23 protein-coding genes and 1 pseudogene are annotated in these 19,256 nt (G+C 37.4%); 8 read left to right on the top strand and 16 right to left on the bottom strand.

Going from position 1 to position 19,256, the window contains the following annotated elements:
- The 4 genes from H6F62_RS17920 to H6F62_RS17935 form a co-directional block, all read right to left on the bottom strand.
- On the bottom strand, positions 1–1,136 hold a 1,136-nt coding region (locus H6F62_RS17920; RefSeq protein ID WP_242026065.1), incomplete at its 3' end, for a site-specific DNA-methyltransferase.
- 40 nt (positions 1,137–1,176) lie between these two features.
- Positions 1,177–1,449, bottom strand: a complete 273-nt coding sequence (locus H6F62_RS17925) for a DUF29 domain-containing protein (RefSeq protein WP_242026070.1) — start codon at positions 1,447–1,449, stop codon at positions 1,177–1,179.
- 6 nt (positions 1,450–1,455) lie between these two features.
- Entirely contained in the window at positions 1,456–1,716 is a 261-nt protein-coding gene (locus tag H6F62_RS17930; protein ID WP_137907954.1) for a Txe/YoeB family addiction module toxin, read from the bottom strand.
- Positions 1,697–1,948, bottom strand: a complete 252-nt coding sequence (locus H6F62_RS17935) for a hypothetical protein (protein WP_028091509.1) — start codon at positions 1,946–1,948, stop codon at positions 1,697–1,699. The genes H6F62_RS17930 and H6F62_RS17935 overlap by 20 nt, the downstream gene beginning before the upstream one ends.
- Before the next feature lie 422 nt (positions 1,949–2,370).
- Between H6F62_RS17935 and H6F62_RS17940 the strand changes: the two genes are divergently transcribed.
- The gene (locus H6F62_RS17940; RefSeq protein ID WP_190372617.1) at positions 2,371–3,573 is read left to right on the top strand and encodes a hypothetical protein; all 1,203 of its coding nucleotides are present in this window, start codon (positions 2,371–2,373) and stop codon (positions 3,571–3,573) included.
- A 22-nt stretch (positions 3,574–3,595) separates the two neighbouring features.
- On the opposite strand, the gene H6F62_RS17945 is transcribed toward H6F62_RS17940, so the two are convergent.
- From H6F62_RS17945 to bchL, 9 genes are all read right to left on the bottom strand, one after another.
- Positions 3,596–4,072 (bottom strand): DUF29 domain-containing protein, encoded by a 477-nt coding sequence (locus H6F62_RS17945; protein ID WP_190372618.1) that lies wholly within the window; start codon positions 4,070–4,072, stop codon positions 3,596–3,598.
- A gap of 17 nt (positions 4,073–4,089) precedes the next feature.
- On the bottom strand, positions 4,090–4,338 hold the full coding sequence (locus H6F62_RS17950; RefSeq protein ID WP_168358672.1) for a hypothetical protein: 249 nt from the start codon (positions 4,336–4,338) through the stop codon (positions 4,090–4,092).
- A complete protein-coding gene (locus tag H6F62_RS17955) occupies positions 4,307–4,639 on the bottom strand; it encodes a hypothetical protein (protein ID WP_190372619.1) in 333 nt (110 codons plus the stop codon). Before H6F62_RS17955 ends, H6F62_RS17950 begins: the two co-directional genes overlap by 32 nt.
- 107 nt (positions 4,640–4,746) lie before the next feature.
- Complete coding sequence (locus tag H6F62_RS17960) at positions 4,747–5,079, bottom strand: hypothetical protein (protein ID WP_190372620.1); 333 nt, start codon at positions 5,077–5,079, stop codon at positions 4,747–4,749.
- On the bottom strand, positions 5,064–5,369 hold the full coding sequence (locus H6F62_RS17965; protein ID WP_190372621.1) for an SH3 domain-containing protein: 306 nt from the start codon (positions 5,367–5,369) through the stop codon (positions 5,064–5,066). The genes H6F62_RS17960 and H6F62_RS17965 overlap by 16 nt, the downstream gene beginning before the upstream one ends.
- 46 nt (positions 5,370–5,415) lie before the next feature.
- The gene (locus H6F62_RS21100) at positions 5,416–5,769 is read right to left on the bottom strand and encodes a hypothetical protein (RefSeq protein WP_242026071.1); all 354 of its coding nucleotides are present in this window, start codon (positions 5,767–5,769) and stop codon (positions 5,416–5,418) included.
- A 151-nt stretch (positions 5,770–5,920) separates the two neighbouring features.
- A complete protein-coding gene (locus tag H6F62_RS17980) occupies positions 5,921–7,324 on the bottom strand; it encodes a ferredoxin:protochlorophyllide reductase (ATP-dependent) subunit N (protein ID WP_190372622.1) in 1,404 nt (467 codons plus the stop codon).
- 162 nt (positions 7,325–7,486) lie between these two features.
- Positions 7,487–8,191, bottom strand: a complete 705-nt coding sequence (locus tag H6F62_RS17985) for a DUF5331 domain-containing protein (protein ID WP_190372623.1) — start codon at positions 8,189–8,191, stop codon at positions 7,487–7,489.
- A 26-nt stretch (positions 8,192–8,217) separates the two neighbouring features.
- Positions 8,218–9,084, bottom strand: a complete 867-nt coding sequence (gene bchL / locus H6F62_RS17990) for a ferredoxin:protochlorophyllide reductase (ATP-dependent) iron-sulfur ATP-binding protein (RefSeq protein ID WP_236097119.1) — start codon at positions 9,082–9,084, stop codon at positions 8,218–8,220.
- 597 nt (positions 9,085–9,681) lie between these two features.
- On the opposite strand from bchL, the gene H6F62_RS17995 reads away from it, so the two are divergent.
- Positions 9,682–9,930, top strand: coding sequence for a TIGR02450 family Trp-rich protein (locus H6F62_RS17995; RefSeq protein ID WP_137907960.1), 249 nt, complete (start codon positions 9,682–9,684; stop codon positions 9,928–9,930).
- Positions 9,931–9,985: 55 nt separating this feature from the next.
- On the opposite strand, the gene H6F62_RS18000 is transcribed toward H6F62_RS17995, so the two are convergent.
- Entirely contained in the window at positions 9,986–11,671 is a 1,686-nt protein-coding gene (locus tag H6F62_RS18000) for an ATP-binding protein (RefSeq protein ID WP_190372624.1), read from the bottom strand.
- A gap of 158 nt (positions 11,672–11,829) precedes the next feature.
- Positions 11,830–12,066 carry a hypothetical protein gene (locus H6F62_RS18005; protein WP_028082969.1) on the bottom strand — a complete coding sequence of 79 codons (237 nt, stop codon included), beginning with the start codon at positions 12,064–12,066 and terminating at the stop codon, positions 11,830–11,832.
- 324 nt (positions 12,067–12,390) lie between these two features.
- Between H6F62_RS18005 and lepA the strand changes: the two genes are divergently transcribed.
- The 6 genes from lepA (at position 12,391) to rpmB (ending at position 18,946) form a co-directional block, all read left to right on the top strand.
- A complete protein-coding gene (lepA, locus tag H6F62_RS18010) occupies positions 12,391–14,202 on the top strand; it encodes a translation elongation factor 4 (protein ID WP_137907962.1) in 1,812 nt (603 codons plus the stop codon).
- A 256-nt stretch (positions 14,203–14,458) separates the two neighbouring features.
- Positions 14,459–15,787, top strand: a complete 1,329-nt coding sequence (locus H6F62_RS18015) for an adenylosuccinate synthase (RefSeq protein WP_137907963.1) — start codon at positions 14,459–14,461, stop codon at positions 15,785–15,787.
- 96 nt (positions 15,788–15,883) lie between these two features.
- Positions 15,884–16,183, top strand: a complete 300-nt coding sequence (rplY, locus tag H6F62_RS18020) for a 50S ribosomal protein L25 (RefSeq protein WP_028083776.1) — start codon at positions 15,884–15,886, stop codon at positions 16,181–16,183.
- 101 nt (positions 16,184–16,284) lie between these two features.
- Positions 16,285–17,823, top strand: a complete 1,539-nt coding sequence (locus tag H6F62_RS18025) for an AAA family ATPase (protein WP_190372625.1) — start codon at positions 16,285–16,287, stop codon at positions 17,821–17,823.
- Positions 17,824–17,976: 153 nt separating this feature from the next.
- The gene (locus H6F62_RS18030) at positions 17,977–18,486 is read left to right on the top strand and encodes a hypothetical protein (protein WP_137907965.1); all 510 of its coding nucleotides are present in this window, start codon (positions 17,977–17,979) and stop codon (positions 18,484–18,486) included.
- A gap of 223 nt (positions 18,487–18,709) precedes the next feature.
- Positions 18,710–18,946 carry a 50S ribosomal protein L28 gene (gene rpmB, locus H6F62_RS18035; protein ID WP_137907966.1) on the top strand — a complete coding sequence of 79 codons (237 nt, stop codon included), beginning with the start codon at positions 18,710–18,712 and terminating at the stop codon, positions 18,944–18,946.
- A gap of 158 nt (positions 18,947–19,104) precedes the next feature.
- On the opposite strand, the pseudogene H6F62_RS18040 reads toward rpmB, so the two are convergent.
- Positions 19,105–19,200, bottom strand: a pseudogene (locus H6F62_RS18040) (zinc ribbon domain-containing protein); the annotation flags it as partial.
- Positions 19,201–19,256 lie beyond the last annotated feature (56 nt).

The raw sequence follows: 19,256 nt of genomic DNA on the forward strand, positions 1-19,256 counted from the left end.
TCTTCAATAAATTTGTTAGGAAAGGCATCTCTTAATCGTTTTTCTATTAAAGCAATTGCTAAATGAGTAATATCAATACCGATCCAATTTCTCCCTAAATTTTCTGCTGCGTGGATAGCTGTACCACATCCACAAAAGGGATCAAGGACAATATCATCTTTATTACTACTAGCTTGGATAATTCTTTTTAATAAAGATAAAGGTTTTTGAGTAGGATATCCTAACCGTTCTTTTGCGTGGGCGCTAATAGATAAAATATCAGTCCAAATATTTGGAACAATACTACCATTTTGTTCGTTTAAATATCTTTTTAGTCGAGGCCGTTTACTAAAATCAAAACTACCATCAGGTTTTGTCGGATAATAAATACGTCCCTCATCATGTAATTTTTGCATAGTATCTTGTTGATATCGCCACCCTTTTACAGGATAAGGAAAACCCATCCATTCATACATCATTCTGGGACGAGGGTTAGGACTTGCCATATTATCTAATTGATATAATCCCCGACCATCATGATCATCATGTCTATAAAATTTAGCTATATATTCCGGATCATTTTCTCCATATTGAGGCTTAAAAATGGCATTTTTTGACTTGACATAAAATAAGATAATATCGGCTATATCTGCAAATTTATATTTAGCATCATTATGGGCTGTTTGACGTTTCCAGATAATTTCATTTCTAAATTTATCCGCTCCAAAAATCAAATCTAAAATCATTTTTAAATAATGACTTGCTGTAGGATCGCAATGTAAATATAAACTACCTGTAGATTTGAGAACTCGATGTAATTCTATTAATCGAATGGCCATCATTACCAAATAAGCTGATAAAGAATTTTTACCTAAAGTTCTCACTAATAAATCTAATAATTGATACAATTCACCTTTTATATCTTGAATTTCATCTAAAAATCTTTCTGATTCAATTCCCCAAGTCCAAGTATCTTCAAAAGCTGTAATTTGAGCTTCAGAACTTCCACCAGTAGAATTTTTGAAGAGAATATTATAATTAGCTTGAGAGTTAAAAGGTGGATCAAGATAGATTAAATCAATACATTCATCAGGAATATTTTCTCTGAGGACTTGTAAGTTATCACCGTAGTAAAGACGTTTCATAGATGTTGACATAACTAATTTATAAATATTTTAAACTAAATATTATAACATATTATAACATATCTCCATAAAAATCCTCATCTAATAACTGTTCTAAAGTAAAAGGTAAATCAAGAGGATATTCTGATTCATCTGGTTTTCTCACTCCTAACTTAGCATTTTTACTTTCTTTAATTGCCAGTTTTCTAGCATCAGCATAAGCGATAAAAATTACCTCATGCAGATAATTTTTAAAAGAAGGATTTTCTTGTAAATCTTTTTTAATTCTAAAGCGATGTTCAGTAATAGAACTGTACCAACTTACTTTCATTATTTCAGTAATCATCTTTTATCAATCATAATGATATTTACAAGAGAGAATAATCAATAAATCTTCTTCTATCTTGTAAACTGATCTATGTTCATTTGTAATTCGTCTTGACCAGTAACCTTGCAATTCATATTTTAGTGGTTCTGGTTTACCTATCCGAGAAAATGGTTCTCTTTGGATATCTTTAATTAATTCCAAGATTTTTTTAAAGACTTTTTTATCTTCCTTTCCCCACTCACCCAATTGTTCAAAAGCTTCTGGTTCAAATGCTACTTTTTTCATATTCATCTAAATCAACATAAATTAGGTTGCCTTTGTCTACATTTTCCATAGCTTTGAGTAGATGTTGTTTGTTAGCTTCTGATTTGAGAAGATAGGTAGTTTCATCTTCTTCAATAGGTGATTCAACTAGGATAATAACTTCTACAACTGTCCCTGCTGGTAATTCAGTGGTAGATAGTTCGATTTTGCCATCTTTACCGACAATAGCCTTTTGTTTAATTCCACTGAGCATAATTTTTAATTACTCTGATAAAGTCAGATGTACTTATTCTATTCTAACTCTATTATTTGAATAAATTAAGCCGCCTGTTCTGCTAAAAGGGGAATGACATGATATTTATCTCCAGTGACTTTTATTTCACCATCATGCAGAGGAATTTGACCGCCATTAATATCTATTCTATAGCCAATTGCGCTGGCAAGATAGAGTCCATATTGCGATCGCTTCGCTCGTTATCGGTAACGCTCTTGTTGCATTTTTGCGGTATTTATCCAACACACCACGCAAATGTTAAAAAACATTTCGCTATCTTGTCAAGATACAACACTACAAGGATAATTAACTAAGCATGGTTATGTGTTGCAATATCAAATAATATACAATTTTATTGTTATACATAATGCTGTTGAAGTTTTTACAAGTAGGGAAAAATTATGAATTTACCAATTCAAGTTACCTTTGCATTACCAAGTTTGGTTGCTAAAGGCTTACAAGATGGAACTCTTGAACGGGTTGGGGGTGTAATTCGAGATGTAATAAGTAAGAAAATTGTAACTTGGTTGCGAGACAGTAATTCACTTGATCCTTCAGTAATCTCCGTTGCATCTGAAGGTTTTTCTGATGTGAATAAGCGTTTAGATGGTGTTGAGAATCAAATAGATTCAATTGGGCAAACTTTACAAGGTTCTCAAAGTATTTTGCAAGTATCTACTGCTGCTAGTATTCTCAATCTTGGTGTTTCTGTGATGGGTTTTGCTGTTATAGCACAACGCCTAAATGAGATAGAAAATCAACTGAAGCAAGCGCAGGAATTGTTAAATAAAATCAATCGCAAAATTGATATGAGTTTTTATGCTAACTTCCGTGCTGGAGTCGAATTAGCGATTAATGGCTTTATAATGACTAAAATTGAAAACCGGAGAAGCAGCGCGTTACAAGCTATTAATCGTTTCTTAGAAGCAGAACATATTTACAAAGATTACACCGTTAATGAACTTTCCCAAAAAAGCCAAATAATTGATAAATATATACTCACATTATCTTTAGCTTATATTGCCGAAGCTCGTTGTTATTTAGAACTAGAAGAACATGAAACAGCAATTCGTCGTTTTCAAGAAGGAACAAAAGTTATAAGCTTACTGGTTAATCAGTACATTGAGATCATGCTTACTTCTAATCCAGCAGTCTATCTACATCCAGAATTTCAAGGACAAATAGACTTAAAGAGATTAGCAAAAATTTATCAATGGATAAATTCGGATTTAGATGAAAATGCTGTATTTGAAAATCAACGTAAAAATCTATTTAAAATTGCCAAAGATCATACACAATGGATTGATTCATTACCACCAGCAATTTTAGATCGTATCGAAGTGCAAGGTGGATGGTTTGGTCCAAATCACGATGAATTAAAACAAGCAGCTTTTCAAAGACTTCCCCAAGTATTTGAAGTAATGGAATCAATTATTGAAACTAACAACAGATTTGAATCTTACCAAACAGAAATACAAGCAATATCTCAATTAGGAATTAGTTTTCATGAATGGTTGCAATTAAAACCATCTACAGAACCAAAACCAGAAGGTGCAGAATTAATGTTTATTATTCCTTCTCAACCTTTAGAATTACCTGGTTAAAACTGTTCCCCAAACCAACCAACTATTCAACTATATCTCCATAAAAATCTTCATCTAGTAACTGTTCTAAAGTAAAAGGTAAATCAAGAGGATATTCTGATTCATCTGGTTTTCTGACTCCCAATTTAGCATTTTTACTTTCTTTAATTGCCAGTTTTCTAGCATCAGCATAAGCGATAAAAATTACTTCATGCAGATAATTTTTAAAAGAAGGATTTTCTTGTAAATCTTTTTTAATTCTAAAGCGATGTTCAGTAACAGAACTGTACCAACTTCCTTTCATCATTTCAGGAGCATCAGATTGAACAGTTAATTTGAGTAAGTGAGCAATTAAAATTGTTAAATTACTCAAAAAAGACCGTTTTTCCGATTTACCCATATCATCCAGTTCTAATAGTAAATGTTCCCAATCAATATCATGAAAATGTTTTTCTTTGATTTGTGTAATAAGAGTTTCTCGCCACAGATTAAAATCTTGTTCATAGAGTTGATGGTTCATATATACCCCCAAATAAGTTAAGCTACCTGTTCTGCTAAAACTCGACCTTCCACACGCTCATATTCATCCTCAAGTAGCCAAAGTTTTGCTTCTTCATAGCTGGAACAAGCAAAAACTATTTTGTATTTTTCCGTAGGATCTAAAATACAATAATTATTTTTATCGTCACCAAGCAACATCAAAATATAGGGAGGTACAGAGGTAGGGTCAACCCATATTTCTGTAAACTGCCAGTTATTGGCTAGGTCGGGTGCGGGGAATGACATGATATTTATCTCCAGTGACTTTTATTTCACCATAATGCAGAGGAATTTGACTGCCATTAATATCTATTCTATAGCCAATTGCGCTGGCAAAATAGCGTCCATATCGTTGATGATTACGAATGATACCTGTGAACTCGCCATTTTCTATTATGGCTTGTGCTACCCTGAGCATTGTTGCTTCATCGTTAAAGACATGAGCAAACCCTTCTCGCTGCAATAATCTTTGCATTTGTCGTGTGTCTGGGAGATGCTTGGCAATATGTCTAGTGTCTAGAGTTAGTTGCTTCTCTATTCCACTCATTTAATTAGTTAAATAATCTAAATTAATTGAAAACCTCCTAAGTTTAACAAAATTTGAGCGAATGGAGATTTTTCACAGTTAGTAAATCCTACTGTCAAATAACTTTTTTAAAATTCCTTAAATCCTGGTTTATTATTAAGAATAACGTAAGGTTCAATGAATATTTTAGAATTACCTCCATATACTATATAGTTTTGTTCATAACTGTGATCAATTTCAAAACCGTAAGGAATAAAACAACTTATAATAATGTAAATTTTTTCATTTTTGAATATAACTAACTCAGATAAATTATCATAATTTTCTCTTTCATAATCTTCATAATTTCCAGACGCTATTAGAAAAATGGGACGCTGTGCTTTAATAGCTCTCTCTATAAAATGTATCTTACTTACACTTGTATTAATTGCTAATTCTTCTATAATTAGCGATTGTAGCAACTTATAAATTCTCTAAATACCCAACCCCAAAGTTTATATTTGCCATTGTGATAACCAGAGATTTTTGCCCAAGGTCGTCTTTTATTATCATAAGTTATTTCAAGAATGTAAACTTCCTTGCCATTTTTCAATTGATTTATAATTCGACCATTGGGGACATCTCTTAAATTCAAAGGAGTACCTGTAGGGTCAGTCACTTTACAAACTTCCTCAGCTTTCGCAGGTGAAATTACAGCATTAACACCACCGAATACAATTACAGAAACAACTAAATAAGACCACATTCTCATAAATTTTACTCCTTACTTTTAAAACCTATTGTATTCAATCAGTTAATCAATCCGCAACATTACTTGATGAATTAGTAAAAATTTCCTCAACAGCTTGACGAATAGCATCTTCCATATCTTCCAGTGTTGCAGGTTCAGCAGCATATTTCAAACAACCTGCTACATCTTCCAATTTAGTTACTGGAAAAGGCTTTTTAGTTTTTAATAAATCTGCCACAGTACCTTTTTTAGCTGTACCTGCTGACAAAGCGGCTAAAGTTTGCTCTGCATTCTTAGCGATTTCTAAACGACGTTTTTCAATCTTCCTTTTCTTAATTAATTCTACTAAAAAATCCTGATCTTCTTGAGAAAGATTTTCCACATATTCAATTACCTCTTGAAAAGATATAGTTTTATTCATAATCAACTCCTAACTACTGCACTTAAAAAACAACTTACCAAAATTATAACATTCATCTTCTCTTCCTCTGTGTCCTCTGTGCCTCTGCGGTTCGTTATTTCATAAAAAAAGGACGAACTCAAAAGCCCGTCCTGAATATTTCCGAAAAAACCTAAATCTTCGCTTCTTCTCTTACCAACTTATCCCAACCCAAATCCTTCAAATTATTATTCCTTCTTAAAGGACGAGTTACCAACTCCAAAACATCACGCGCATTACCAAAACCGTGAATTTGAGCAAAGGTAAACTCCACAGACCACTTAGTATTAATACCTCGTGCTTCCAGAGGATTAGCATGAGCCATACCAGTAATTACCAAATCTGGTTTTAACTCATAAATTCGTTGGACTTGATTGTAATTATCTGGCTTTTCGACAATAGTTGGTAAAGGTGAACCCATTTCCTGACAAGTCTTTTCTAACAAAGCTAATTCCGCAGCTTGATAGCGTTTATCCATGTAAGGAATCCCGATTTCTTGAACAGTCATACCACAACGAACTAAGAACCGGGCTAGGGAAATTTCTAATAAATTATCACCCATGAAAAATACAGATTTACCGCGAATTAATTGCACGTATTCTTCTAAATTTTCCCACATTTGCGCTTCTCTTGCATCTAAACCCTGGGGTGTAATTCCAAATACAGAGCAGATTTTTTCTACCCATGCCCGTGTTCCGTCAGGACCAATGGGGAATGGTGCGCCTATGAGTTTACACTTGCGGCGACGCATTAAAGTTGTCGCAGTCCGACTGAGGAAAGGATTGACACCAGCGACATAATACCCTTCTTCAATCACAGGTAATTCTGTAAATCTTTTTGCGGGGAGCCAACCAGAAACTTTGATACCTTGTTTTTTCAGTTCTAAGGTTAATTGGGTAACTACTGGGTCAGGTAAAGAGCCAAAAAGTACCAAGGGCGGATGATTTACGTACTCAGATTCATCTTGGGCTACATCTTCTTTTTTCTTACCGAAATTCATCAACTTCTGAATGGCGTTACGCTCGCCTTTTTCAGTTTCGGATGTGGGAGACTTTTCAGGACAACGATGAGCCATAGCGGCTAACACAGTGTCCTCTCCTTGGGTAAATGCGTAGTCGAGGCCGTTAGCACGAGCGACAACTATAGGAATACCAATTTCTGCTTCTAATTTAGGTGCTAAACCTTCCAAATCGGTTTTAATAATTTCCGTAGTGCAAGTACCAATCCAGACAATTACACTGGGATTGCGATCGCGTTTAATTTGCTGACATAATCGTTTTAATTCTTCATAATCATTCAATTGTGCGGAAATATCCCCTTCTTCTAATTCAGCCATAGCATAACGAGGTTCAGCAAAAATCATCACCCCCATGGCATTTTGCAGGAAGTAACCGCAGGTTTTCGTGCCAATAACTAAAAAGAAACTATCTTCAATTTTTTGATATAACCAAGCCACACAACTAATCGGACAAAAAGTGTGATAATTTCCAGTTTCACATTCAAAATTTAAAGCTTCTGGTTGTTGAGCAACGGTCATTTTAATATTCTCCTTTTCATTTTTTCAGATTGTCAAACAGATAATTGAGGATGAAAAATTAAGTCAAAAGGCAGAAGCCAAAATTTATTAAATTTATTAAATTTATTATATTTATTAAATAATAAACTTTGACTTTTGACTTTTATCACCCGCTTTCAATAATTAATTGTCAGGAAAAAGACGAGCCATTTCGGATTCATTAAATACCTCGGATGGCAATTCTTCTATTAACAAATTGTTATTTTCTTCACCCTGGTGCAAGGATTTTTTATCACCCCAGATGTCCGATACTACATCATCAAACCGATTTTTTGCTGATGTACTTAGTTCATCAAAGGAATTATCTACAGATAAATTCATCCCATTCAAAGCATTGCTATTAACTGAAGCGGGAGCAGTAACTTCCGGCTTATCGCTTGTATCTGTCAAATTAGAACCAGGAGGAAGGGAGACATGACCGGAATTATCCATGGTTTTTCCACTGGATATTGCTTCTGACTCCTGAGCAATTTCCGGTTCAGAGATATGTTCCATGACCACAGCCGGGTGACGGGAATATATCTCTTGTTCTAAACTGGGACTAAGACGATTACCAAGGACAATATCTGAGTCAAAATTCAAGCCCAGAACTTCAATCAAACTATCCACATCTGGATTGAGTTTAGCAAAGGGAAGCATTAGCTGGGCTAATTTCGGTTCTAAAGTATTGATCACCCCTAGAATGAGATAAGAAGACGGTCGTTGACCGCCATCAGGGGTGTAAACTGATTCAACAGTCATCAGCACAGTAATCCATTCACGATTTGCTTGAAAGAATTGCAACCACTTTTGCTTGAGTGAATCTGTAAAACTATCAAAAAAAGCCATACGCCCATTCTGAGAGGTAAAATGTTTTAGACAATCATCAAGTCTAGTTCCTCATCAGGATTTACGGCTTGTGTTTTGACAGGATTGAGATAAAAATCCGATAATAGGGAAAACAGTTCACGGTCAGGAGAGTCATTGGGAACAACACCTTCTGGTCGGGCGAGAATTTGATCAGCTATATTCAGGTAATAATCGCAAACGTAAGCAAGAGAAGGATCTGACTCGGCCATTTCAAACAGAGTTTTACCTTTAACACGGGAAACCCGAATATCTTCAATTAAAGGTAATACCTCTAAAACAGGCATGGGTACGGCTTCTATATATTTCTCAATTAAATCACGCTTAGAAGTCCGATTACCAATTAACCCGGCTAAACGCAATGGATGAGTGCGGGCTTTTTCCCGTACCGAGGCAGCAATCCGGTTAGCGGCAAATAAGGCATCAAAGCCATTATCTGTAACAATTAAACAGTAATCTGCATAATTTAAAGGTGCAGCAAAGCCACCACAAACAACGTCACCAAGTACGTCAAATAAAATTACATCGTACTCATCAAAAGCATTAAGTTCTTTTAATAATTTAACTGTTTCCCCAACTACATAGCCACCACAACCAGCACCGGCTGGGGGTCCACCTGCTTCAACGCAATCAACACCGCCATAGCCTTTATAAATTACATCCTCAGGCCAGACATCTTCGTAGTGATAATCTTTTTCTTGCAGGGTGTCAATAATGGTGGGAATCAAAAACCCTGTCAAGGTAAAGGTGCTGTCATGTTTAGGATCACAGCCAATTTGTAGCACTTTTTTACCGCGTTTAGCTAGGGCTACAGAAATATTACAACTGGTTGTAGATTTGCCGATTCCACCTTTTCCGTAAACTGCTAGTTTCACTTTTGTGCCTCTCTTATAGTTTTTTGACAAACTTTGAAATCAAACATTTACCCGCATCCATTCTGCTCCAGCAATGGGTGAGGTATGTAAGTGCCATTATTGTGCAAATTCTCCAGAATGCAAAGGGGGTTGTAATTTAAAAAATGTCGATATATGGCTTTTAATAATGAAAATTTAAGATTTTATGATAAAATTAGCTGCTAATTACCTAAAAAGCTCTAAAAATATCAAAAATAAGATTTTTATTTAGTATTTTTATAAAAATAGTTTCAAAAGACAAAAAAAATATCCTATGTAAAAATTGATTGATTCCATAGTGTTTGCTGATTGTGATCTCAATTGATCATATTCGACAAATTTCGGGTGTATGCTAGGAAAAACCTATGGTCAGCAATAAGTTGCCCATAAAAGGAGGATGTTAAAATCAGGGTAATTAGGGGATCTGAAAGCTGAAGAAAATTGAAAGTGAAGAGATATTGACAAGGGTGACTTCCTTCTGAGTCAGAATTAAACCTGGATTAGTAAATATTTATTAAATTAGGAAATATGGGAAATATCTGATATAAAACTTAACAACTGACTACTAACAACTGACCAATGACGAAAAGACAAAAATTTCCTTACTTAGTTGGTTCTAAATGGACTGCACAACAGAAAGTTGATGGTTGGAGACATTTTCAGGTCGTTAACCGCAAAAACCAGGGTAAGTGGGTATATGCGGAAATGGTGGCAGCCTGTGATCCTCAAGTCCGCTTTTGGTTAAATGCTAAATTATTACAAGATAACTCCCAATGGTACGCTGGGTGGCAAACTTTACAAGAAATTAACTCCATTGACAGCAATTAATTTCAGCAATTAAACTGCTTTTAACCTAAAAACCATAGATTTTCGGAATTGGGGGTTAATATACTGGTATAGTAAAAGTCACAGTTGATCCAAATCCTTCACCAAGACTATAAAAATGTACCTCACCACCCATGGCTTGTATTAGTCTTTGGGATATAACCAGTCCCAAACCTGTACCACCATATTGACGAGTCCGAGAACCATCAACCTGAGAGAATAATTGAAATAGTTTATCTTGGTTGTCTGGAGAAACCCCAATACCTGTGTCAGTAACAGTAACTTTGACTGTTGCGGGGTGTTTGTGTGGTATTAAATCTGCACTGACAGTGATACCACCTTGATGAGTAAATTTAATGGCATTACCCACCAAATTCAGCATTACCTGTAATAATCTTTGATAGTTACCTTGGACAAGGATTTTATCAGAGATTGTCAGTATTTCCATCTGGAAACTGAGATTTTTGATTTCAGCTTGAGGACGGGTAAGATGTTCAATATGCTGAAATAAATCCTTGAGGTTAACTGGTGAAAAGTCTAACTCTATTTTGCTTGTTTCGATGTTGGCGGCATCTAAAATGTTATTCAGGATGTTTAAAAGGTGTAAAGACAATTGATGGGCTTCTGTGATAAATTCATTTTGTTCTTCTGGGTGATCCGTCATTCCTGCCAAAATTAGCTGTAAAAAGCCAATTATGCCGTTAAGGGGGGTGCGAATTTCGTGGGAGATATTGGATAGAAATTCACTTTTTAAACGTTCGGCTGCTTCAGCTTTTTGCTGATATTTTTCTACTACTTTATATAAATTAGCATGAGCGATCGCTGTTCCTATTTGTTCTGCTACTTCTTTAGCTAATTCTAATTCTGCTTGTTGCAATTGGTAGCATTCATGAGCAAAACTGAGAACAAGTAAACTATTAGCTTGACTTTGATAATAAGTAGCAACAGCCATAACTTTGTACTGTTGAGACTGATGATCATCTGCAATTACCATGACCACAGGCTTTAAGGTAGCTAAGGCCTGAGCAAAAGCTGGTTCAGAAGATATGTCTATTTCCGAACCAAGTATAGAAGTTTCTTCCGGCTGAAGATATTCAGCAATTACCCGGACTTTTTTACTAGTAGGTTCACAAGGACAAATAATACAGTGTTTTAGCTTGAGTGTTTTTCCTAAACTATCAACTGTTTTTTGCCAAATAACATCTAAATCTAGGATTTGGCGGATATTTTTGCTGATTTTAGTTAATAACTTTTGGTGTCGCTGCGATCGCAAAAACGACTCAATTGATGTCAGTTTTTTCACTGACTGGTTGACTGGATGAGGGTTAATTTTTGATGGTAACAATCTACCCATCACCAAAACTGTAGTTATCGGTTGACCAAATTGGGGTAAAATGGGGGTAATTGTCAATTCCAACTCGAATAATTCAATATTGCATTTAAACCAACATTTCACCCTTTCTGGTACAGAACTGCTTAAAATCCGGTGTAAATGTTCTAGATAAACAACTTTATCTACCGGAGCAAAGCTATCATTCTCATTCAGGAAGTCAACTATTCTCTCAGTATCACAACCTAAATATGCGCTGTGATCCCAATGAAAATGTAGATAACGACCAGAACTATCTTGTGTGTACACCAACTCCGCTCCCAGAGTTGGGAATAAACCATCTGTACTCAGAGGTGTAAATTCCAGATTTGGCGGAATTAAGTTCAGAAATTGGGTATTGGCAATAATAGTCATTAACCGAGTTGGATAGACAAGGGGCTACAAACTGCTTTCCATTGTGCTGATACTACAGCTACTTGTATTTTCCCATAAACTTTGACATTTTCTACGTTTTTGAATGGTGGATTTTTGAGTTTTCTGACATTCAATGCGTTAAATTTGACCCAGTAGTTCTAATCATTCCATTCACCGCGAGGGGGAATAGGTGTGCGGACGGGGGTACGTGTTAACTCATCATCTCTGTTAAAATCTCCTCGTAGCCATTGACGGATAGCTACCTCAATCACTTTACTGGGATCATTGGTGAGATGTTGAATTTGTTCTATTAATTCAGAATCTAAATGGAGCGCGATTTCTTTTTTGTCAGCGCGTCCGGTATCTGTATTTCTAGGCTGTTCTTGCATATTCATGGGCTTAAATACTGTGAATTTTTTTTCTCGAAACCGTGATCAATCAGTTATGATATTTATAATCTGTGCCTATTTAATTGTAGGCTGCCAAGTCAGCATCACTAGGAGCTATAAATAGATTTAACATAATAACGTAAGTTGCTAGTTAGGCGCGGTGTCAGAATTAAGATGTCGAAAATTAAGGATTAAACAGCCTGAAAACAGGGATTTTATCACCAATTACCCATTACCTATTACCAGTCTCAACTAGATAACTAGCAACTTGAGTTAAAATACATGAAGTAAATAGTTTCACTTTGGTTTGCTTGAGGGCAAAAATGGTATATGACTGACGTTCCCGCAGATCGCATTCGCAATTTTTGTATTATTGCTCACATTGACCACGGGAAATCAACTCTCGCTGATCGTTTACTACAGGCCACTGGTACTGTAGAAGATAGACAGATGAAGGAGCAGTTTCTGGATAACATGGATTTGGAACGGGAGCGCGGCATTACAATTAAGCTGCAAGCGGCCCGGATGAATTATACTGCTAAGGATGGTCAGCAGTATGTTCTCAATTTAATTGATACCCCTGGTCACGTGGACTTTTCCTATGAAGTGTCCCGTTCTCTTGTTGCTTGTGAAGGGGCATTACTGGTTGTGGATGCGTCCCAAGGTGTAGAAGCACAAACCTTAGCCAATGTCTATTTAGCCCTAGAGAGTAATCTAGAAATTATCCCGGTTTTAAATAAAATTGATTTACCAGGGGCTGAACCAGAGCGAGTAATTGGGGAAATTGAAGAAATTATTGGTTTAGACTGTAGTGGGGCAATTTTAGCTTCTGCTAAGGAGGGAATTGGTATTCCTGAGATATTAGAAGCTATTGTCGAACGAGTTCCCCCACCAGCTAATACTATCAATGAAAGTCTCCGAGCCTTGATTTTTGATAGTTACTACGATAGCTACAGGGGTGTAATTGTTTACTTCCGGGTTATGGATGGAACTGTGAAAAAAGGCGATCGCATTTACTTAATGGCATCAGGTAAAGAATATGTCATTGATGAGTTAGGTATTCTGGCACCGACTCAAAAGCAAGTAGAAGAGCTTCACGCTGGAGAAGTGGGGTATTTAGGCGCGGCTATTAAAGCAGTAGCTGATGCTAGAGTAGGAGATACTATTACTCTATGTAAGAACAAAGCGGCAGAGGCTCTACCCGGTTATGCAGAAGCTAACCCGATGGTATTTTGTGGTATGTTTCCCATAGACGCAGATCAGTTTGAAGACCTACGGGAAGCTTTAGAAAAACTAGAACTCAATGATGCTGCGTTACAGTATGAACCAGAAACCTCTAGCGCCATGGGTTTTGGTTTCCGGTGCGGGTTTTTGGGATTACTACACATGGAAATTGTCCAGGAACGCCTAGAACGGGAGTATAATCTAGATTTAATCATTACCGCGCCTTCAGTGGTGTACAAAGTCGTCACCAATAAAGGTGAGGAATTATACATTGATAATCCTAGTCGTTTACCCAGCCCCAATGAACGGGAGAGAATTGAAGAACCCTACGTCCAGGTAGAAATGATTACTCCAGAAATCTACGTCGGTTCTTTAATGGAGTTGTCACAGAACCGTCGGGGAATCTTCAAAGATATGAAATATCTTACCCAAGGACGGACTACACTTACCTATGAATTGCCCTTAGCGGAAGTTGTCACCGACTTTTTTGATCAAATGAAATCCCGTTCTCGCGGTTACGCCAGTATGGAATATCATTTGATTGGTTATCGGGAAAATCCCCTGGTAAAATTGGATATTATGATTAACGGTGATCCAGTAGATTCTTTAGCCATGATTGTCCACCGAGATAAAGCTTATAATGTCGGGAGAGCAATGGCGGAAAAATTGAAAGAACTCATTCCCCGTCATCAATTCAAGGTCCCCATTCAAGCATCCATTGGTGCTAAAGTCATTGCTAGTGAACATATCCCGGCTATGCGAAAAGATGTCCTCGCTAAATGCTATGGTGGCGACATCAGCCGGAAAAAGAAACTGTTACAAAAGCAAGCCAAAGGTAAAAAACGGATGAAGGCTGTCGGTACAGTTGATGTACCCCAGGAGGCTTTTATGGCTGTTTTAAAGCTGGATAAAACCTAAATTCCAGATTTTTATTTTTGGACTATTTATGCCATCTCGCTTGTAAGAGTGAATACAGGCGAGTTGCTCCTGAAAAGGGTTAAGCGACAACCGACACAAAAAAGTAGTAGGGTGGGTTAGCGCAGCGTGACCCGCCATTATCCCCTAAATTATGGATAGTCCGGGGAAAAGCAAAAGTTTTTTAAATCCTTGACAAAAGATAAAAAATCTGTTAGAAGTGATAATTTGTGGAAACTTTACCCTTTAATATAATCTCTTGGCTAACGTCATTGTCATAGGTGCCCAGTGGGGCGATGAAGGAAAAGGTAAAATAACTGACTTACTCAGCCGCTCCGCAGATGTGGTGGTACGTTACCAAGGAGGAGTTAACGCTGGGCATACAATCGTAGTCCAAGGTCAGACGTTTAAGCTGCACTTAATCCCCTCTGGTATTTTATATCCAAAAACCGAATGTATTATTGGCTGTGGAACAGTCATAGACCCACAGGTTTTAATCAAAGAACTGGATCAACTAGAACAATTAAATATTTCCACGGCTAACTTGTTGATCTCACAAACGGCTCATGTCACCATGCCTTATCATCGGATGATTGACAAGGCTTCGGAGGAAGTGCGGGGGAATCATAAAATCGGGACAACTGGTAGAGGTATTGGACCGACCTACGCTGATAAATCGGAACGGACAGGCATCAGGATGTTAGACTTGATGGATGCCGATGGACTGCGTGAGCAATTGGAGTGGACGATCAACTATAAAAATACCATTTTGGAAAAGCTGTATAATCTGCCGCCCCTTGATCCGCAAGCGGTAATTGAGGAGTATTTAGGTTATGCTGAACGGTTGCGTCCTTTTGTGGTTGATACTTCGTTACAAATCTATGATGCGGTTTTAAGACGACGAAATATTTTGTTTGAGGGCGCACAGGGGACTTTACTTGACTTGGATCACGGGACTTATCCCTATGTTACATCCTCTAATCCAGTGGCTGGCGGGGCTTGCGTTGGCAGTGGGTTAGGACCGACAATGATAGATCGGGTGATTGGTGTATCCAAAGCCTACACTACAAGGGTAGGAGAAGGCCCATTCCCTACGGAACTAAATGGCGAAATTGGCGACTTATTAGGCGATCGCGGTGCGGAATTTGGCACAACTACGGGGCGCAAACGTCGTTGTGGTTGGTTTGATGCGGTAATTGGACGCTATGCGGTTCGCATTAACGGCATGGATTGTATTGCTATTACTAAACTTGATGTTCTCGATGAATTAGAGGAAATTAATGTTTGTGTAGCTTATGAAATTGATGGTGAACGTTGCGAACACTTCCCCACTAGCGCCCGGATGTTCACCCGTTGTCGTCCTATTTATAAAACCTTACCAGGATGGCAAGTGTCAACAAGTCACTGTCGTACCCTCGAAGAGTTACCACCGCAAGCACTAGACTATCTAAGATTCTTAGCAGAATTGATGGATGTCCCCATTGCGATCGTTTCTTTGGGAGCAAGTCGTGATCAGACTATCATTGTAGAAGACCCTATTCACGGTCCAAAACGCGCTCTGTTGCATCCAAATGGTACTCCCGTTTAGTCAGTGGTCAGTGGTCAGTGGTCAGTAGTAAAATAACTGATAATTGACTACTAACATCTAACAACTAACATCTAACATCTAACATCTAAAAATAGTATGGCTATTACACTCGAATCTAAAACCCGTCCAGAAGGTAGCAAACCCAGAGCTTTGCGCCGTTCTGGCTTAATTCCCGCTAATTTGTACGGTCACAACGGAACTGAATCAATTTCTTTAGTTCTTGACGCTAAAGTTGTAGAACGTTTACTCAAGCAAGCTGCTCCTAATCAAACCGAAGTGGAATTAAGCATTCCTGAATTAGAATGGACTGGTACAACTGTAATTCGTGAAGTTCAGATTCACCCAGCTAAAGGTACACCTTACCATTTAAGTTTTTTCGCTGGCACTAAAGGCTAGAATTTAGGTAATAATAACTAAGAAGACCAGGGTTAAACCTGGTTTTTTTGTGAAAAAGACTATCAAAATCCCTCTGACTACTGACCACTGACAACAAACCAATGACAGAAACAAATCTTCCCGCTTTAATTGAACAAATGTTACAACCTGGATTTTATCCTCATGGTGTAACCGAACCAATTCAACTAATTCAAACCCATATTTCTTATGTCCTCTTAACTGGAGATTATGCTTATAAGCTGAAAAAACCAGCTAATTTCGGTTTTTTAGACTTTTCCACTTTAGAAAAAAGAAAACATTTTTGTGAGGAGGAGTTGCGCTTAAATCAACGCGGTGCTGGTGAATTATATTTAGAAGTGATACCTTTAACTTGCGTGGGTGAAGAATACCATTTAGGTGGTACAGGAGAAGCTGTAGAATATGCTATTAAGATGCGTCAATTTCCCCAAGAATCCCTATTTAGTGAACTTTTCGCTGCTGGGAACTTACAGGAAAGCAACTTAGAAGAATTAGGACGGGTTGTGGCTCAATACCATGCTCAAGCACACACTAATGACTACATTCGCAGTTTTGGGGAAGTCTCACAAGTGCGTTTGGCTATTGATGAAAATTATCAGCAAGCTGAAAAATATATTGGTGGACCTCAGACACAAGCGCAGTTTGAGGAAACAAAACAATATACGGATAATTTCTTTGTCCAAAATCCAGAATTATTTAAAAGCCGAATTGACAATAATTATATTTGCGAAGGTCACGGGGATTTACATCTGCGAAATATTGCTCTCTGGCATGATAAAATCATGTTGTTTGACTGTATAGAATTTAACGAGCCTTTTCGCTTCGTTGATGTTATGTATGATGTAGCTTTTACCGTCATGGATATTGAGGCCAGAGGACGTAAGGATTTAGGAAATGCCTTTTTAAATGCTTATGTAGAGCAAACTGGAGACTGGGAAGGTTTACAGGTCTTACCTTTATATTTAAGCCGTCAGGCTTATGTGCGGGCTAAGGTAAATTCATTTTTGTTAGATGATCCTAGTGTACCTGATACAGTGAAGGAAGAAGCGGCAAAAACTGCATCTGCATATTATCATCAAGCTTGGGAATATACTAAACCGCAACGGGGAAAACTGATTTTGATGTCCGGGTTGTCCGGTGCTGGAAAAAGTACCACAGCTAAGTATTTAGCCCGAAAACTCAATGCAGTTCATCTCCGTTCTGATGCTGTGCGTAAGCATTTGGCGGGAATTTCTTTGTTAGAAAGAGGTGGGGATGAAATTTATACACCAGAAATGACACAAAAAACCTATAGCCGATTGTTAGCACTGGGAATTATACTAGCTAATCAAGGCTGGTCTGTAATTTTAGATGCTAAATATGATCGTCAGGATTTACGGGAAGAAGCTATTTTTCAAGCTACAGAGCATCAACTACCTCTATATATCATCAATTGCACCGCACCAGTAGAAGTTCTAACACAAAGGCTGCTGAACCGCACTGGTGATATTGCTGATGCTACTGCTGATTTATTAACATCCCAAATTAACCAATCTCAACCATTTACAGATCAAGAACAATCTTATCTAACGGTTGTAGATACAACTCTACCATTAGAAGCGCAATTATCAGGATTGATTTAATTTTTGTCTAGATTAAAAGGGCGGTTTTTAACCGCGTCTACACAAGTAAAACCCACTTATCCCATTCTTTGTACCCATACAGGGTATGGGTACGATATACATGAGATAACGAGATATAATTATTCTTTCTCCTGACTCCTGACTCTTAATTTTATGGCACCAAAAAATAATTTTCTCGGCGATATTTTCTCATCTTCACCTAACTTCCTGTCTCAATTACTATTCGGGTTGTTTTTATTCATTGTCTCCAGAATTGCCGGTGCTTCAGTACCTCTGTGCTTATTTATAGGTATCATGGGTGGTGTCACCTTGGGGTGGATTACTTTTGCAAATGAGAATAACCCCCAGGCTACTACTGTAGCCTCTAATGATGGTATTGATGCTGGTTTGAAATATTGGTTAGTTTTCATGCTGGGTTGTCTTTTCTTGGGTTATTCAGCACCCATGAGTATTTTGTTCGGCGGTATTGCTGGTGTTGGTGGTGGCTGGATAATTGCTTGGTGGCGCAGTCAGGAAGCGTTACAAACTCAATTATCTGAGGAAATTGTGGAAGAAGACACAGAACAGCCTAGTGATAGAGCCGCTAAAAGACGCAAGAAAAAACCTATTCGGCGTTTCCGTCGGGAGTCTGCAACTTTCAATTTTCGGTTTTGGGAAAAGTAATTAACGGTTATATATTGATTCGGAAAAAATCTGTTCTCAATTCTTTTGGTTTGTCATGGATGCGTAAATAACTCTTTTCCTGATATATTGAGGGGATATTTGTAATGCTATACCAGCATAGCAAATTTTGTTTTCCTGTTCGGGGAACAATTTTAGCCATTCAGGTTATGAGTATATATAATAGAAGGGTTGTCTTAAAATAAAACTCTAGGAGATATTTATTATGTCCCGTCGTTGTGAACTAACTGGTAAAAAAGCCAATAATGCTTGTTCCGTCTCTCACTCTAACCGTCATACAAACCGCTTACAGCACGTTAATCTCCAAAGTAAGCGGATTTGGTGGGCAGGTGGTAACCGTTGGGTAAAATTGAAACTCTCTACTAAAGCTATTAAAACCTTAGAAACTAAAGGTTTGGAAGCAATGGCTAAAGAAGCTGGTATCAACCTTAACCATTACTAAATAGTAGGTAATAGGTAATAGGTAATAGGTAATAGGTAATAGGTAATGGAGATTTATTTCTTGCCGTTATATAAAACCTACTCAAATCTACTTTGAGCTTCTTTTACTTCGTGCTTCCCCCTGTGTCTGCACTTACCCAGTTCACAGGCTAACACTGCCTAACTGACAGTTTTTGACAAATTAATAGCTGCATTCCAATGCCTTTGGGATTTAAACTCACAGCTATCACATTTAAACACTCTTTCACTCAATGAGAGAGTTTCTTTTTTGCCCTACTTGTGATCAAGATAAAGATCAAGATAAAATTGTC

Source organism: Anabaena sp. FACHB-1391 (assembly GCF_014696755.1).
Lineage (GTDB): Bacteria > Cyanobacteriota > Cyanobacteriia > Cyanobacteriales > Nostocaceae > Dolichospermum > Dolichospermum planctonicum.